The sequence below is a fragment of the Anaerohalosphaeraceae bacterium genome (genome assembly GCA_037479115.1).
In the GTDB taxonomy this organism is placed as follows: Bacteria; Planctomycetota; Phycisphaerae; order Sedimentisphaerales; family Anaerohalosphaeraceae; genus JAHDQI01.
In genome coordinates, this window is the sequence record JBBFLK010000014.1 from 15,386 (window position 1) to 33,127 (window position 17,742).

Sequence of the window (17,742 nt, forward strand, 5' to 3'; positions counted from 1 at the left end):
CTCCCTGCAGCAATTTCGCCCGGGCAAGGAAATCTCGTCGATATGCGGACTGCAGAGCTGTCGTTTTCTCCTTTGCCTCTCCTAAATGTTCAAGGGGCGGGAACTTTTTACCCGTCCTAAAACCTCCTAAGCACTATTATTTATACATTAGTCTTTTCAGCCAAGTCAAGCACAAACTTAAGGGTTCCGGCATGACCAGAAAACATCGTATTCACCTCCGGCAATGCTCCTTTTGCCGTTTGATTTTGGACTTTCGGATTTTTCCGGAGACCGGCCGCTGGAAGCTGGCTGCTGGCCGGTGAATTCTCTTTCTTCATTCTTCATTTGTAATTCTTCCTTTCTTCAATCCGTGTAAGTCCGTGGTTAACTTTATCTCTGTGTAATCTGTGGTGAAAATTCCTTTTCGTCCGCTTCTTGCCCCGAACAGCAACTCCGGTTATACTGCCGGTGTATTTGGAGATAAGGACTTGCAGCCGATGCTCGAACGACTCGAACAGCTCAACCCGATTGTGCAGGCCCTCCTGGCCACGCTCTTTACCTGGGGCCTGACTGCCCTCGGAGCGGGCACCGTCTTTTTCTTCAAAAGCATCAACCGCCGCACGCTCGATGCGATGCTCTCGTTTGCGGCGGGCGTGATGATTGCCGCCAGCTACTGGTCCCTTCTGGCACCGGCCATCGAGATGGCGTCCAATCAGGGACAAATCGCCTGGATTCCCGCCGCCGTCGGCTTCTTATTAGGCGGAGCATTCCTGCGGGGGGTTGATGTCCTGCTGCCGCATCTGCATTTGGGCTATCCGACCGAAGAGGCCGAGGGCATTCATACCTCCTGGCGGCGGAGCGTTCTGCTGGTTCTGGCCATTACCCTGCACAATATTCCGGAGGGACTGGCGGTCGGCATTGCGTTCGGCGCCCTCAAATACGGCCTGTCCGAAGCGAGCTTCAGCGGAGCCCTGGCCCTGGCTATCGGCATCGGCATCCAGAACTTCCCCGAAGGAGCGGCCGTATCGGTTCCGCTCCGCCGCGAAGGGTTCAGCCGCCTGAAAAGTTTCTGGTACGGCCAGCTGTCCGGCGCGGTCGAGCCGATTGCGGGCGTCCTCGGTGCCTGGGCGGTGATGAGCATTACGCCCCTGCTGCCGTATGCCCTGGCCTTTGCCGCCGGCGCCATGATTTTCGTCGTTATCGAAGAAGTCATCCCCGAATCGCAGCGGGCCGGCCATGTGGACCTGGCCACCACCTTTGCCATGCTCGGCTTTACCGTGATGATGATTCTGGATGTAGCCCTCGGCTAGCCGCCGTCAGGAGTTTGGCTGCGTCTTTTTTCTGCGCGTGAGAATGTGATAGCCCAGCATCAGGACAAAAAAGACCAGCAGCAATTGAAGGATTCGTTTGGCGGCGTGATCGACGGAGGCGTTAATCTGCCGGGTAATCTGGTCCTGGGTCTGGGGCATCTGCTGCAGCGATAATACAACCTGATGGATTTGTTCGGCCGACCGGCCGATATTTAACACGAGGGCATCAAAATCCCGCATCGTAAACGGCGGACCGGCCTGGGGGTCTCGTTCGCTGCGAACCAGAAACGGCTCAACCAGTGCGCGAGCCGCCTCGGCAGCCCGGGCGACTTCCCCCGCCGTCTCCCGCAGCGTTCGCCCTGTCTGGTCCAGCGATTCAATCGCCGCCCGCACTTCCGCCGCCGTCCCTTGAGCCGATGCAAGGGTCTGATTCAGGGCCGACGAAGAAGAGTCCTCCTCGAGCATAGACGTCAGTTTCTCCGCCGCAGCCGACATCCGGACACTGCTTTCCGAAAACCGCTCCAGACTGGTCAGCAGCGACTGCATCTGTTCAGAACCAAACCATTCTTCCATAAACAGCTGGGCCTCCCAGTGCATCATCTCCGGCAGGTCGCGGACGACATCCGTAAACCGCTCGGCAGTATTGCGGAACTGATAGACGGCATCGGCTGTGCGGTCCACTCCGCGCATCGCACTGAACGGCGCCATCGGAATCGTAATCACATTCATCAGCGGATTCGGACCTTCCTTCCGTTCTTTGGTAGCCATCACAATCAGATTGGAGTAGGTGCCGCGAATCGGATTCCGCCGGGCAAACTCCATCAGATTGTCATAGGCCTCCTGGTACTTCTGCTCATCGAGAAACAGCCGGGCGATTCGCTGGATTTCCTCCTGAACCTCGCGGGTAAACGCAATCACGACAGACTGTTTGTCCCCGTAAAGTTCCATCCCGTCTCCCTGTTCCAGATACAGACGCATCCGGAGGGTAAAGCCCCAAATCTCCAGAAAGGCCACCACCGGGTCGGAGGGCTCCAGCATGGTGTCAATCGCCGAGATGATGCGCATACGCATCTGGAGGCTGGTGCGCTGAGACCGCCGGGTCCCATTGACGGTATCGAGCTGTTCGCCGATCCGCTTCAGCTCCGCCACATAGTAATCCCGATAGCTGTTCAGCAGGTCCCGCAGCTCCTCTTTGCTGATCATCCCCTGACGGGGTGTTCTCATCCTCCCGAGCATGGACCGCTGCCCCGGCTCACAGCCGAACCCGAGCAGGAACAGCCCGCTTAGCAGAAATACAGTTATTCTCAAACGCATACGAAACTCCCTGAAATCTCTCTCTTTATCTATTGTACCCAGAAAAAGGAACAAAGGAAAATCGAAATCGTTCTTTTCTTTAGGGCATACCCCCCTCCCCGGAGCGATTCACCTTTGACGAGGCGCCCCGCGGCGATTATAATTATTCCGAACCTGCGCATCTTAACGCCTTCGGAGAATCGCTATGGAAACGATATTGCTGCTCACGCTCATCGGAATCGGAATTGTCGTCGTCAGCATTCTACTGACGGTCTCTTCACTGCGGCGCGATGTCGTTTCCCAGCAGAAAACCAATGAACTCTTTCAGCAGCAGCTGGAACAGATGCGCCAGAGCACTCTGATTCTCTCTCAAACACTCGACAAAAACCTGCAAATGGGCCAGGAGAGCATCAGCCGGTTTCTGGCCCACAGCGGACAGACCCTGGGCGAGCTGAAGGAACAGCTGGGCCGACTCAAAAGCGACAGCGAACAGATGCTGCGCATCGGCCAGGAGGTTCGCAAGCTTCAGGATATTCTCAAAGCCCCCAAACTGCGAGGACAAATCGGCGAATATTCGCTGGAGGGGCTTCTGGGCAATATTCTGCCCGCCGAACATTTCACCATTCAGCACACCTTCAAAAACGGCAGAATTGTCGATGCGCTGGTTCGGCTGCCGGATTATTCGGTTCCGATTGATGCGAAGTTTCCGCTGCCGGCTTTTGAGAAGATTGCCTCCGCCGAAAGCGACGAGGACCGCAGCAAGGCACGCCGCCAGTTTCAAAACGACGTCTGCAAACACATCGACAAAATCGCTGAAAGTTATATCCTGCCCGCAGAGGGCACGGCGGACTTTGCCCTGATGTACATTCCGGCCGAAAACGTTTATTACGAAACCATCGTCCATTATGATTCAGACAAGGTGAATCTGCCGGACTATGCCCTTGCCAAGAAAGTCATTCCGGTCTCTCCCAATCTGCTGTATGCCTATCTGATGACGGTGGCCATGGGGCTTCGCGGGATGCAGATTGAAAAACAGGCCGCCGAGATTCGCACCGCCCTCGAACAGCTGGCCGGCACATTCGGCTCATTCGTCGACAGCTGGGGGGTGCTGGGCCGTCATCTGCGGAATGCCCAGAATCAATACGAAGAAGGCAACAGCCGCCTGAATAAGTTTATGCTTCAGCTGGACCAAATCCGGCGTGCAGACAAGACATAACGGAGAGCGAACGATGACAAAAAAGACTGTACTGTGGATGTGGCTGATGGTGTTGGGGCTTGCACCGCTCTTCAGCTGCCGGCAGCAAACAAAGCCCTCCAAAGGCGTAATTGTTCTGGTTCACGGGGCCTGGGGCGGCGGCTGGGGATTTCGTCAAATGGAGGAACTGCTCCAAGCCAAAGGGTATCAGGTTTATCGACCCACCCTGACCGGACAGGGAGAACGGGTCCATCTGGCCGGCGAGCAAATCAGCTTAGAAACCCACATTCAGGACATTGTGAATGTGATTTTATTTGAAGACCTGAAAGGGATTGTTCTCCTCGGCCACAGTTACGGCGGAATGGTCATCACCGGCGTTGCCAACCGGATTCCGGGGCGAATCAGCCGGCTGATTTATCTGGATGCCGTCCTTCCGGAGGACGGAGAAAATCTGCTGGACCATCCGGCCTTTGCCGCCAACAAGGCGCAGCTGCTGGCCGCCGCACGCGGCGGATTTATCTATCCGATGTGGGTCAAAGAAGACCAAAATCCGCCCAAAGATGTCCCGCATCCCCTCAAGACCCTCACCGACCCCATCGTCCTGAACAACCCGAAACGTCTGGAGATTCCAGCCGATTATATTCTGACAGTTGACCCGGGTACGGCCGAACAGCTGGACACATTTTATCCATACGCTCAGCGGGCGGCCGGCTACGAATGGCCGGTGCACCGAATGGAGGCCGACCACAACCCCCAGCGTTCCAAACCCAAAGAGCTGGCCGAGCTTCTGGACCAAATCCTCCAAAGCCGCCCGGTCAAACGACCACGCCCTTCTTGAGAATCAGGTTGGCATAAAGGGCCGGTTCGCTGGTGGCCACAATCGCAAAGGCGTTTCGGGCACGTTCATAGAAAGCGTGCCGTTCGATTTGCTCAAAATCGGTAAACTTCTCGCCGCTGGCCCGAATGATTTTCCGGTATTCCTCCCAAATGGTCGGTCGAGTCGGGTCGCCAGGCACGACCTGCATCAGCACAGCCGGCCGCTGGACATACTGGTCCAGCGGAAAGAATTTCAAAACGGCCTCCAGCAGCGGCGGAATCATCAGGCCGTCGGCCCGGATGAGACGGCGGGCGTTCGAACAGGCCGGAAAGTTGCCGTCCGCCAGCACCAGTTCATCCCCATGGCCCATTTCCATCAGCACCTTCAGCAAGTCGGGCGAAAGAATCGCCGGAATTCCCTTGAGCATAGCATCCCTTTCCCTAAACAAGTCTGCACCATTCTAAGGGAAAAAACCTCCGCCGACAAGCCCGGGAGGAATTGAAACAGATAAGACCGAAAAATCTCCTTTCGTCCCTGATAACTGATAACTGATGACTGATGACTGATAACTGATAACTGATAACTGATAACTGTTAACTGATGACTGATAACTGTTAACGGATGCATCCTCTTTTCCCCGGGCTTGCGCCCGGGGCTATTTCCCACGCCAAGCCCTCCGTCATCCCCACAAAGGCACCCGTCATTCCCGCGTCATTTCGACATTCCCGCGCAGACGTCTGCCATTCCCTCGCAGGTCTCTGCCATTTCCGTGTAGGTGCCTGTCATTCCCGCGCAGGCGGGAATCCAGGTCTTCCCGCGACTTGTCCTCCGAAGCTTTTCGCGAAGAAGGAAGGCGGGAATCCAGTCTTATTGATTCGGGGGCATATGCTTTAATACACCCCCGGCGAGGGAGCCCCGGCGGTCCAGTTGGCCGGGTCGTTGCCGTACGCAGAAAGAGAAATCCGCTGCAGGGTCGCTCCGTAGCCGTCCGGCTGGGTCGGCCATGGAGGCTCATCATCATAGGTCACCTGATCCACGCGAATCCAGGAACGAGTTTTGCCGAAGGGCTTTTCCCCGGGCCGACAAAGACGGACCTTCTCGCCGCCGTTGCTTAAGGACGTATCATTCTCAAACGGCCCCAGAACGGGAACGCCCGCCGGAATCTGAGAACCGTAATAAGCCTGCAGAGCGGACGGGCTTTTGGCAACAATCAGCACACCGCCGGCCGGAATCTCCGTATTCGGCGGGAAGGTAAAATCAATCCCTTCCGTAAAGGCCCAGGGAACCAACTCCTGAACGATAACTCCCGGCGCCGTTTCCGTATCAACCCAGTCCTGCAGCAGAACCGGCTGTGAGGAAAGATTGACCAGTTCAATATATTCATTGCCTGTATTGCCGGGGCCGGGATTGTACTGGATTTCCGATATCACTATCGGGCCGACCTGCGGATAGGCATTCGGACCGCCGGGGGTCGGGATGCTCATCGCCACAAAATCCATATCGCCGTCGCTTTTCAGATAACGGCCGAGAGAAACCCCGCTCAACGATGCATCGAACGGCTGGACGGCCTGATATCCGCCCAGTTGGCCGCCCTGGCCGGAGGTCAGATAAACCGTTTCTCCGTTCTCGCTGAGAGCAAACGCCGAGCCGAAATGAAGGTCTTCGTAAAAGACAATATATCCATACGGAGCCAGCACGGTTTCCTCCGGGATTTGATATTTCATCAGATTGCTGCCGCTGTCGCTGAGGAACCAGCCGCCGATGGATATCGCCTGGTCGGTCGTGTTATACAGTTCAATCCAGTCGGGCGATGAGCCGTGAGAATGGGCCAGCAGTTCATTGATTACAACACTGCCGGGGAGCAGTCCGATTTCCTCCCGGCCGGGCGAGCCCCCGGCGGCTGTACTGGCCCGCCAGCCCATCTTGCGGCCCCAGACCGACAGGTCGCTTTCCAGCGGATTCAGCAGCGTCAGAGAAAATCCTGCCCCGTCGGTCAGCGGATACCAGGAATCCTTGTATGCAAACGACAAAATGACCTCGCCCAGCGCATCCGTGAGCGTCAGGGTCTCTCCGGCATTGTCCAGAACCCCCTCGTCCCATTGCACAATGGGCACGCCGGCAGGAACATTGGTATAGACGGCTTCAAAAGCGGCTTTGTTTTTGACCAGCAGCAGAAAACCGCCGCCTTCAATCGACGCATTCCGGAACGTATGCCGAATCCCTTTGGTAAAACGAACCCAGTCCAGATGAATCGTCTGATCGCCGATATTTTTCAACTCGAGAAACTCCATCTCCGGATTTGTCGGATGATACATAATTTCCGTAATGCGGAGATAGTCCCGCACCGACCCGACCTCAAAGACGGCTTCCGCCAGCGCACTCCACAGCCCGGCGCTGGTTCGAGCCCGGGCCTTGATAAACAGGGTTTTGGAAAGAGTCAGCGGAGCATTGTAAACCGCCGCCGAAGCCGTGTTGACCGCTCCGCCCGGCAGCCGCGGGTCTGTACCGTCCAGCGTGTACCAGATGGTATTGCCGCTGCCGGCGGTCATTGTCAGAACGGCCCCGCTTTCGGCCCGTCCGCCGTACTGCAAAACGCCGTTCACAAAAAACTCCGGAGCCGCAATCGTCGGATACCACGGCGGATTTTTCGAGGTAAACTGAGCCAGGACAACATCGCGGCGCGTCGGAATAAAATTCGTCCGCAGCCGATTGCATTCATTGAGCCATTCGACATTTCGGGTATAGGGAGTCGCCGGACGGCGGTTGTCGCCCCAGCGGGCGGACTCGCCCACGATCGCCCGGTCAATCCAGCCGGTTAATCGGTTAAACATCGCCGCAAAGTTTTCCGGCGTCAAGGCACCGTTGTGGAAGAAATGTTTATGAACCCGGTCGGCAAAAAGCATCCGATATTCAGAATTGACAATCCACTTCTGATGCAGTCCGGTCGGTGCCATCGCCGTATTCTTGGTGGTGGCATCCACGACGGTAAACGTGCCGTCATCCATCACATGCTCACCGTCCCACATATGCCATCGCCAGCGTCCGGCCGGGTCAAACCGATTCCGCGTCGCGTACCAGTTCTTGTGGTCCCAGTCGCCGTTGCCCAGATAGAAATTGGCCAGCAGGTAATCGATGAAGTCGGGAACATCCAGCTTTTGTTTGAGATTTTCAAACGCCGTCAGCACATCCGGACTGGTGGGCGAAAGTGCAAACATCGCAATATAATCGTTATTGCTGCCGCTGACGACATTGGTATAGTCGTGCTTGATGACATCATAATCATCCTTCTCACCGCCCAGATAGGCCGCCGCAAAGGAATCATCCGGCCGCTCATGCAGCCAGTAGAGTCCCCAGTACAGACCGTTCAGATACAGATGCACGGGCCTGCCGTGACAGGCATACCCCCCCATCGCCAGCTGCGTATCAGAGGCCGCCTGGTCGCGGACATATTCCCCCCGCAGACGCTGTGTGGCATCCGGATGTACCCAGCTGTTCTGCGGACGGGAATCCAAAATAACCGTATCAAACCAGTCCGCCGCATTCGGCCCGAACAAAGGATACCGGAACTGACCGCCGTAAACCCCTCGGAAAGTCAGACGGAAGGACAACTTATAACTCTTCCATCGGTTGAGGGTCGTGCCGCCGCCGCTGACGCCGCCCTGCATCCGAACTCCGCAGTTGGTGTGGAAGGACTCTATGCCCTGCGGGTCCAGCCATTCGATGGAGCCGGCCCGTTCCGTTCCGTCCTGACTCTGATTGATATAGATTCCCGTGCCGGACCCGAAAAGCTGAGCAATCGGCACCACCAGCGAAACCGACGGAATCGCCTTCAGGTCATCTTTGAGGGTGGCCGCATACAAAGGTCCGAACGGCCCGCTGGGCGAGGCGATGTCCGGGTCCACCTGGTAATCCCCTGTGACGGAGCCGCTGTATGTACCGCCGGGCCAGGTCGTCGGATAGCCGGCGGGGACTGCCTGCGCTCCGGTGGACGGATTGGTTGCCTGCGTAAGAACATTATCCAGAAACAAATAGGTCTGCGTATCCACATTGGAAGGCAGCCAGCCGGGTTTGAAGGCCGCCGCACGCAGGCAAGTCGTCCGGGTAATCTGAATCGGATTGGCCGGATTGTAGATTTGGCCGGTTGTGGCGGTCGGCTCGCTTGTGTCTGTCGTATAGCGGATGACCGCGTCCGGCGTGGAACAGGAAATATGAACCGTAAACGGGCTTTCAAAGAATCCGCGTTTGACGCTGAATTGGGTATCCCCGACAACCCCTTCATAAATCCCTGTGTTGGCAGCCCCTCGGGTCGGCGAAGTCAGATAGCCGATTCGTCCATCGGAGCTGACGCCATAGGAGACCAGACCCCGCTGAGGCGGATACGGGTCAAAACGGTCTTCTATCCATTGTCCGTCCGGACGAACCAGCGCCAGAAACTCCCCATCCATCGACAATTCAAAATTGGTATGCAGGTTCCCCCAGTCATCGATAAAAGGATAACCGTATTTTGATTCGTCCTTGTTGGATGCATAAACAACCAAATAGCCCCAGGGACCAATGGAGACGCCGGCCGGAAACCGCCACTTGGTCAGATTGTTTCGGCTGTCGGTCAGATACCATCCTTCCAGCGAAACCGTCTGGTCGGACAGATTGCGGATTTCAATCCAATCCTCGTAAGCGGGCTGCCCATTGACCTGCGTGTAGAGATTGACTGCCGGCAGCGGACGCAAATCGCTCACATTGGAGTTGACGGCCATAAATTCGTTAATCGCCAGCACCTTCGGCGGACGGGTGTATTCCGCCGCAAAAGCGGTCAGCTGACCCTCGGAAACAAAAATCTCCTGAGGGGGCGGAGAAAACCAGCCCGAAAGCGGCGAAAAGTCAACGGTATGAGGCCCCTGCGGCACGGAGGACAAAACAGTCTGGGAAGACAGCCAGGGCCCCCCGTCCAACCGCCAGCGGGCACCGGCAGCGGCGGCCTCCGCCGGCAGCAAAACCACCTGCACCGAACCAATCCATTGCTGAAGCCACGAAACCGCCAGAAAATACAAATCGGACAAATCCGCCCGCTGCCGTCCAAATCAAACAAACCCGCCCCGCTGTCAACCAGCCAGCCGGCAGCCCAGTCGCTCAGGTCCGACAGATTAACCAGGCAGTCCCCGTTGATATCCCCCAAAGGACAGAATGGTTCTTCCACCGTGACAACCACGGTATCCGATGCTTGCAGCTCCCCATCGGTCGCCCACAGCCGCAGTTCATAACGGCCGGCTGTCGGAAAACGTACCGAGACCTGCGGCTGATTGGGAGAGGAAACAAACACCGCATCTGCCGGCCCGGAAAGCTGCGACCAGGCGATTTGCAGTGTCCCGTCCGGAGCTCCATATCCGTCATCAGATACAGAGCCGTTTAAGGTCAGGTACTCCCGCGGGCGGCGGATCGTCTCGTCCGCTCCGGCGTTCACTCTGGGAGCCGTGTTGCCCTCCTCAGCGAGCATAAATCCGCCGAACGGATACGCCCGATAGTCGCTGCCGTAGGCCTGAGCCCGCACTTTGAAACTTCCCGTTCCATCGCCCCGGTCGGCTACGCGGATTTGGTCCCAGCGGACAACGTATCCGGTAGTGCTTAAATGATTGCCGCCAGCCCGTAAAACAGTTTGGTCCCCGTTTTTCAAATAAACCCCGTCTGAACTGTTATTAACGGCGCTGACATGGCCGGAAAGGGTAAAAAGCGTAAGACGTTCCGGATAGAGATACCCCCGAATCGCCGTTGTAACAAAAGTATAATTTTTTTGAGGGTTCAGACCGGTAAACTCAATTTCAACCCACCAGCCGCTGCTGCCGTAATAAATCAGCCGATTGGAAAAATCGACAATCCCGCCGAAAATCTCGTACGCCGGGGTCCCCGGCCGCGGCTGACTTTCCCCTTCGGCCGAACCGCTGGTTTCGCTGACAGCCAGGCCCGCGGAGGCATTCCATCGGAAAGTCGCCAGAACAGGAGTTTGAAGACCGGTGGTAAAGTCAATTAAGTAACCGGAGGGTTGGGATGTAAACCCGTTATAAATAGTCCAGTTTGTGACATTGGGGGCTGTTGTATCACCCGTTCCGCGAATACAGTCATTGTAGGCGATGAAATTACAAACAGCCAGCGACGGCAGGAACAAGACAAAAAGGATGTGCTTTCTCACTTATCCCCCGACAAAAAATTCTCGTTCTTTTTAAAAATAGATGTCGGAAAAGCGATGACTTTTACAAAGAAAATTAGTTTTTTGTTAAATCCGGACAATCACAGTTCACTCAGGGCTCGCAATGCTTCCTCCTGGTCGCTGAAGTGGTTTTTTTGCGTTCCGATAATTTGATAGTTTTCATGCCCCTTTCCGGCTATCAGGACAATATCCCCCTCTTTGGCTTCATGAATCGCCAGGCGGATGGCCTTTCTTCTGTCCGGCTCAATCACGACAGACTGGACCCTGAATGTATCCGTAAATCCCTTTACTATATCCTGAATAATCGAATTTGGTTCCTCCGTCCTCGGATTATCACTGGTTACGATGACCCGGTCAGAAAGGGCCTGTGCCACCTGGGCCATTCGTGGACGTTTGGTTTTGTCCCGGTCGCCGCCGCAGCCGAAAACGACAACCAGCCGACCCCGGCACAGCGGACGCAGGGTTGTCAGGACGTTTCGAAGGGCATCATCCGTATGGGCGTAATCGACAAATACACGAATTCCGGCCTCCTGGGCTTGACCGCAAAGAATCGGCTCCAGACGCCCCGGAACCGCCTGAAGCGCCGACAGCCCGGCCGCCACGGTGGACACATCCAGCCCCACGGCAAAACAAAGCCCCGCTGCCGCCAGATGATTGCTGATATTATGAAGACCCGGCAGCGGCGTCTGCACCTTTTCTTTCACATTTCGAAAGACCAGATAAAATTCACTGCCCGCGGCATCCATGGATTCAATTTCTGCGGTAATATCCGCTTCCTTATGCGTGGAGTACCACAGAATCCGACGATTGATTTTGGCGGCAATCTGAGCAGAAGCATCGGAATCCGCATTCAGCACCGCCAGAGCGTGAATGGGCAGCCCCGTAAAAAGTTTGGTTTTGGCCGCCAGATAGGCATCCATCGTCTTGTGATAATCCAGATGGTCTCCGGTCAGGTTGGTAAAAGCCGCTGCGGAAAAGGAAACCCCCGCCAGCCGATTCTGGTCGAGGGCATGGCTGCTGGCCTCAATCATCATGAAGCGTCCGCCGTGTTCGACCATCTTGGCTGCCGCTTCCGCCAGCGTCAGCGGGTCCGGCGTGGTCAGGGGGGAATCGACGATTTCTCCGATCAAATCATATTGGATAGTGCCGATTAACCCGCAGGGCATTCCGGCTGTGTTCAGCACCGAACGGACAAGGTATCCAATTGTGCTCTTGCCGTTTGTGCCTGTAACGGCCAGATTGGTCAGTCGGCTGTTGGGATTGCCGAACGAGGCCTGAGCCAGCTGACCGAGCGCCGCCGAGCTGTCCTGAACCAGAATCAGTTCCACCGAAGGCGGCAACACCATCGGGCGTTCCGCCACAATGTATTTGGCCCCCTGCCGAACGGCCTGCTCAATAAAAGCATGCCCATCGGCATGGGCGCCGCGAACCGCCACAAACACATCGCCCGGCTGCACCTTCCGGGAATCATTCCGCACACGAATTAACTGAGAACCATTTACCCGAGCCAGCAATTCCGTCAACGTCATTTGAGAGCAACTCCGCTGCAGTCTGACTGCTGTTTGTAGACAGCATTACTCTACAATTGTCTTGTTCGTTTCATTGCAAATCCCTTCCATCAGGATTATAATCCTTTATCGACCAAATAACCTCCGGCTCCTGAAAATATAGGAAGGACGGAATGATGAAAAATGCAAAGCCCGTTCAAATCAGTCGGACATCGGGGCTGCGCCCCATCATTTGGATTGCGGCGCTCTGGTGCCTGTCTGTTGATGTTCGGCCGCTTTGGGCGGCCGATGAAGAACCCGCCTATATGGCCGTCTTTCTGGAAGGCAAAAAGGTCGGGCATTCCATCCGAACCCGACAGACCAAAAACGGCCGAATTGTTTCCACGGAAGAAATGACTTTTACCGTCTATCGGGGAGGACAGACAACCCGCCTGTACACCCGGGAAACCCATATCGAAACCGAAGACGGCAAACCGCTCGGCTTTGAAATGATTCAGGACATCGGCGGAGGCATACAGAAGCGAAGCGGGATTATTCGGCCCGACGGACAAATGGATGTCACCCTCGAAATCGGCGGCACCCAGCAAACCCTTTCGCTGGTCTATCCGTCGGGCGCCTTGATGAACGAAGGGATGCGGCGGCTGCAGAAACAAAAAGGGCTGGCGGAGGGAACAGAGTTTCAAGCCGTTATCTTTCGGCCCGACATGCTCGAGACCACCGGCGGTATCCTCTCCATGACCGTCAAAGCCGGCCCCAAAAAAGAAATTGACTTGCTCGGCAGGAAGGTTCGGGCCTATGAAACGGAAACGCTGCTCCGCATTCCCCTGCCATTCGGAAATCAGGTTCAGACCATTCGAACGGTCAGTTATTGTGATGACAATCTCGAACCGCTGAAAATTCTGGTTCCCTTCGGAGACAAAACTCTCGAACTGATTGCCTGCGAAAAAGACCTGGCCTTGCGGCCGGAGGACATCTTCGATTTTCTGGCCCTGATGACCGTACCCAGTCCGATTCCTCTGCCTCCGCCGGGGACGGCCTCGGCAATTGCCTATGAAATCACCATTCTGTCGCCCGAGGACATTCTTCTGCCTTCGGATAACAATCAGAGCGTCGAGCCGCTGGGAGGCAGACGGTTTTTGCTGACGGTTCGTCCGGCTGTGCCCCCTTCCGACGTGCCTTTCCCCTATACCGGCAGCGACCCGGAGATTCTGGACGCCCTGAAACCGACGGAATATCTCCAGAGCACCGACCCGAAAATTGTCGAAATGGCCCGGACCGCCGTCGGCACAACAACCGATGCCGCCAAAGCCGCCCGCCAGATTGAGGCCTTTGTGCGAGGGTACATCAAAACCGCCGACTTCTCCGTCGGCTATGCCTCCGCACGCGAAATCGCCGAAAGCCGCCAGGGCGACTGTACAGAACACGCCGTCCTGACCGCCGCCCTCTGCCGGGCCGTGGGGATTCCCGCCCGCGTCGTCAGCGGACTGGTGTACACGGACAATTTGGCCGGACAAAAAAATGTGTTCGGAGGACACGCCTGGGCGGAGGCCTATGTCGGCGGAGTCTGGATGGGACTGGATGCCACGCGGGCTCCGCACGGATACGGACCGGGTCATATTATGCTGGCCAAAGGCAGCGGCAATCCGACCGATTTTCTGAATCTGACAACCGTCTTCGGGAGTTTCAAAATTGAAAAGGTAACGGTGCTTCCCGCCCTGCCGCCCCAACCCTCTCCATCCGTTTCCCAATAAAAAACCCTTTTTTGCAGGAGTCTTCCTATGCAGCCCTGTTCAGACAGCCAAAACCATTCGAACCATTTGTGCAAACTGACCTCCGACGGGCTTCACCGCAGCCGCCCGGAAGAATACAAAGGGCTTGTGGAAAATCCCCAATACGTCTGCAAAAGCTGCGGACGGGTTGCCGCCCAAAAAGATTTCCTGTGCGCGCCGGTCGCCCTGGGAACCTGGGAAGAATAAGCAGACCGGACTATTGCGGACCTCCGGAATCCCGGCTCGGCTCCAACGGCTGAATCGGCAGCGGCACCTGAATCGACCGGATATGCAAATCCCGCTGCGGGAACGCAATCTCGATGCCTTCTTTGCGGAATTCCCGGTCGATCGCACAGTTAATCTGATGCTTGACATCGACCAGACAGTCCATTGAAGGGATGAAAACCCGCAGCTCAAACTGCAGCGCATTGTCTCCGAAACTGTCAAATACCACACGGGGTGCCGGATTATCCTGAATGACCTTCGGATGGGAACGTGCAATTCGATATAAGACTTCTTCAACCTTTCTGACATCCGAACCGTACGCGACCCCCACCGGAAATGTCAGCCGCAAAACCGTATCCGAAAGGGTCCAGTTAATCAGCCGGCCCGTGATAAATTCCCGATTGGGCACCACCAGTTCCTTGCGGTCCCACAGCTGAATCGTCGTCGCGCGGGTCTGGATTCGGGTGACCCGCCCGGTAATTTCCCCAATGGTCACCACATCCCCCACCCGCAGCGGACGCTCCAGCAGAAGCAGCAGACCGCAGACAAAATTGGCGAAAACCTCCTGCAGACCAAAGCCCAAACCGACACCGAGCGCGGCAATCAGCCATTGTATCGACGACCAGCGGATGCCCACTTCAGAGGACACCAGCATAATTCCGACAATCACCAGCACATATCGGCTGACGGAGGTGATGGCAAAACGCACCCCGGCATCCAGCGGGAACCGCCGCAGAAGACTCACCTCCAGAAAGCCCGGAATGTTTCGGGTCAGAATCGCCGTCAGAATTGTGATAATCAGCGCCCGGAACAGTCCGGCCAGTGTAATAATTCTCAGCCGCCCCTGGGCGTCCGATGAGGTCCACAGATGGACCTTTTCGAGCGCGCCGAACGCCGGCAGCACAGACCTCCAAATCCAAAAGACCCCCGCCGCCATCAGCACAATCACCAGCGCATTGATCAGTTTGCGGGTCTGACCAAACAGATGAGCGAACCATTCCGGGGAATGCTCCGTCCGGCTTTCTTTAGACGGAGCGGTTGACTCCGGTGCAGCCGGCCCGACAGATTCAGCCGGCTGATGATGCAAAGACTGCTGAAGGACCGAAAGCCAGCGAATCAGCATCCCATAGACAAACAGCACGGCCAGCAGAAACAATATTGTCTCCTGCAGACGCTGTTCAAGCTGCCGGGCGGTAAATCCGTATCCGAGAATGGATAAATAACAGAAAAACAGCGGAATCAGCCAGCAGCCCGCGTACCAGACATACCGAAACGCATAAAGCCAGTGACCATGCGGCAGGCACGAAGAGACAAACGCCCCCGAGGGACGCAGCAAAACCAGCAGAAACACCATCAGAAGAATCTGCCGGGCCAAAAACAGAAGCCGCAGGACGCCGTTGCGGGCCGCTTCCTCTATTGCAGCATCCTCCGTCAAATACCACACAACCACAAGCGGAATGAGAATCCGGAAATACCCGCTGATGTGCCGTCGAAGCGTGTTCAGCAAATCCGCCGGCAGACGGAAATGTTCCCCCAGGCCCGCCGGTCCGCTGACGCTCCGGAGAAATCGATACACAAACAGACTCACCGCCAGAGCCAGCAGCGCCGCCGACAGGGAAGCCGCCTCCGGGTACAGCGCTGAGCCGGACTTCAGACGCCAGCCCAGATAAAACGGCACCAGCGGCCCGACCAGCGCCGACAAAACCGACAGCAGCAGGGCATACACGGTGTAAAAAAAACGATCCGGTGCCGCCAGGCGGACCCTTTCAGTCAGTTCCCCCAGCGTCTTTCTGAACCACCTTCGGCAGCGGAACAGCCCAATCCACCCGGCCGCACAAACGATATGCAGCCCCCATTCCTCCACGACATCCTGGCGCCAAGCCGAAAAAATCTGACGCCATCGGCTCCCGGACATCCATTCCCGGCCGACCCGCAGAACAGCCCCAAAATCCCGAAGACTTAACAAAGAGGTGTTTTTGACCCAAAAACTATTCTCCTCGATAAACCGCTGATACGCCTGAACGGTGCTGACCAGGGCCCGCTCCTGGATGTCCAGCTGGGCCAGTGCCGCCAGATACTGCATCGTGGAAGCCGTCAGACTCTGCAGCAGCTCCCGCTGCCGGCTGAGCAGTTCGATGACCTTCGGAAGCAAAACGGAATAGTCTCCGTCGCGCTCCGACAGGCCCGCCGCTGCAAGCCGAAACGCGGCCTGACCCGGCACATCGGCCAAATCCGACCATTGACGGTCATATTTGCCCCATTCGAGCTGAACCGCAGAGCTTTCCATCATCCGGCGTCGAATCTGTCTTTGATGCTCACGCAGATCGGGCAGGTCGTTCTTCTTGGTTACCAGCAGCACCCCCAGCGCGCTGGTCACCTGCCCGGCCCGGGCAATCTGAGCCTGAATGTTCTCAAAATCATTGCTGACGTTTCGCAGCTGGGTTTCAACCGACAGGGCATACCGGGCGGTTTCTTCCAGCTGCCGGATTCGCTCGGCCTGAAGATACGCCAGTTCAGCGTTCTCCAGAAGCAGCTGCTGAAGCACCGGATGTGTTCCCTGCGATTGCCGCGCGGCCAGCTCGGCCTGGGCCTGAATCTGCTGAACCTCGCGAAGGAGGGCCTGCTGAAGCGCCTGCTCCCAAAACCGCACCTGACGTTCGGCTTCCGCCAGACGCCTGGAAGTGATGTCTCGCTGAAGCATCATCAGCGGCTCGGCGGCGGCATACGTCTTTTCCTCCTCCTCCAATAGCTCCATCTGAAGACGAAACGTTTCAATCTGAATCTGACTGACCAACGCAGACACCTGGGCCGGCTCGGACGCACGGAACGGCACAACAGGCGGCGGCTGCTGTTTGAGCTGGTCCATCTGACCGCGGGCGGTCAGGAGTTCCTGCGGAATCTGCGTCCGTCGCTGGGTGCGGCGGAGCATTTCCTGCTGAACCTGTTCGGCATTCTTGCGGGCCTCGTCCCAATCCGTACGGGCCGCCGCAACTTTCTCCTCCAGTTCTGCAATCGAAAGCCCTTCTGCCGACAGCAGCCCGGACGGCTGATTGAGCGCCGCCAGCGCTTGACGGGCCTTTTCCAGCTCCGCCGGCAGCGACGCCTGCATTTGTCGGAAAGACTCTGTTCGACCTCGTATTTCCTTGTTTTGCGCCAGAATCGCCAGTGCTTTGTCGTACAGTTCAAAAAGTTGCTGGCGAGTCTGCTGACTCACAGAAGAATCCTGCTCCGCAATTTTCCGATACTGCAAGACTTTTTCTTCCGACATCTCCAACCCGGCGGCCGAAGCCGATAAAACCTGGCCGAAACCGCTGGAGACCCAAATCAGAAAGAAGAAGACCGCAAGAGTCGATTTATAACCACAATGGCTGTCCTGTTTCATAACTAATATCCCTGAAAAACGACCTTAAATTGCGATTTTTGAGTATCTTACCTCATCAAGGAATC

At 56.5% G+C, this 17,742-nt stretch carries 12 protein-coding genes; 5 read left to right on the plus strand and 7 right to left on the minus strand.

Features of this window, described 5'->3' with window-relative positions:
• Positions 1–140: 140 nt before the first annotated feature.
• Positions 141–317: a hypothetical protein gene (locus WHS88_08010; protein MEJ5260116.1), complete on the minus strand. Its 177-nt coding sequence runs from the start codon at positions 315–317 to the stop codon at positions 141–143.
• 159 nt (positions 318–476) lie between these two features.
• Between WHS88_08010 and WHS88_08015 the strand changes: the two genes are divergently transcribed.
• Positions 477–1,289 (plus strand): ZIP family metal transporter, encoded by an 813-nt coding sequence (locus tag WHS88_08015; GenBank protein MEJ5260117.1) that lies wholly within the window; start codon positions 477–479, stop codon positions 1,287–1,289.
• A gap of 6 nt (positions 1,290–1,295) precedes the next feature.
• On the opposite strand, the gene WHS88_08020 is transcribed toward WHS88_08015, so the two are convergent.
• Complete coding sequence (locus tag WHS88_08020) at positions 1,296–2,603, minus strand: hypothetical protein (protein MEJ5260118.1); 1,308 nt, start codon at positions 2,601–2,603, stop codon at positions 1,296–1,298.
• A gap of 184 nt (positions 2,604–2,787) precedes the next feature.
• On the opposite strand from WHS88_08020, the gene WHS88_08025 reads away from it, so the two are divergent.
• Positions 2,788–3,798: a DNA recombination protein RmuC gene (locus tag WHS88_08025; protein MEJ5260119.1), complete on the plus strand. Its 1,011-nt coding sequence runs from the start codon at positions 2,788–2,790 to the stop codon at positions 3,796–3,798.
• Between the two features lie 13 nt (positions 3,799–3,811).
• Complete coding sequence (locus tag WHS88_08030) at positions 3,812–4,615, plus strand: alpha/beta hydrolase (protein ID MEJ5260120.1); 804 nt, start codon at positions 3,812–3,814, stop codon at positions 4,613–4,615.
• Here the strand turns inward: WHS88_08030 and fucU are convergent.
• The 4 genes from fucU to WHS88_08050 form a co-directional block, all read right to left on the minus strand.
• The gene (gene fucU / locus WHS88_08035) at positions 4,593–5,021 is read right to left on the minus strand and encodes an L-fucose mutarotase (GenBank protein MEJ5260121.1); all 429 of its coding nucleotides are present in this window, start codon (positions 5,019–5,021) and stop codon (positions 4,593–4,595) included. The two genes, WHS88_08030 and fucU, sit on opposite strands and share 23 nt — an antisense overlap.
• 463 nt (positions 5,022–5,484) lie before the next feature.
• Positions 5,485–9,348, minus strand: a complete 3,864-nt coding sequence (locus WHS88_08040; GenBank protein MEJ5260122.1) for a lamin tail domain-containing protein — start codon at positions 9,346–9,348, stop codon at positions 5,485–5,487.
• 56 nt (positions 9,349–9,404) lie between these two features.
• Positions 9,405–10,775 (minus strand): hypothetical protein, encoded by a 1,371-nt coding sequence (locus WHS88_08045; protein MEJ5260123.1) that lies wholly within the window; start codon positions 10,773–10,775, stop codon positions 9,405–9,407.
• A gap of 98 nt (positions 10,776–10,873) precedes the next feature.
• Entirely contained in the window at positions 10,874–12,322 is a 1,449-nt protein-coding gene (locus WHS88_08050; GenBank protein ID MEJ5260124.1) for a UDP-N-acetylmuramoyl-L-alanyl-D-glutamate--2,6-diaminopimelate ligase, read from the minus strand.
• Between the two features lie 152 nt (positions 12,323–12,474).
• Between WHS88_08050 and WHS88_08055 the strand changes: the two genes are divergently transcribed.
• On the plus strand, positions 12,475–14,052 hold the full coding sequence (locus WHS88_08055; GenBank protein ID MEJ5260125.1) for a transglutaminase-like domain-containing protein: 1,578 nt from the start codon (positions 12,475–12,477) through the stop codon (positions 14,050–14,052).
• A 27-nt stretch (positions 14,053–14,079) separates the two neighbouring features.
• The gene (locus WHS88_08060) at positions 14,080–14,277 is read left to right on the plus strand and encodes a hypothetical protein (GenBank protein ID MEJ5260126.1); all 198 of its coding nucleotides are present in this window, start codon (positions 14,080–14,082) and stop codon (positions 14,275–14,277) included.
• A 10-nt stretch (positions 14,278–14,287) separates the two neighbouring features.
• On the opposite strand, the gene WHS88_08065 is transcribed toward WHS88_08060, so the two are convergent.
• The gene (locus WHS88_08065; GenBank protein ID MEJ5260127.1) at positions 14,288–17,677 is read right to left on the minus strand and encodes a mechanosensitive ion channel domain-containing protein; all 3,390 of its coding nucleotides are present in this window, start codon (positions 17,675–17,677) and stop codon (positions 14,288–14,290) included.
• Between the last annotated feature and the right edge of the window lie 65 nt (positions 17,678–17,742).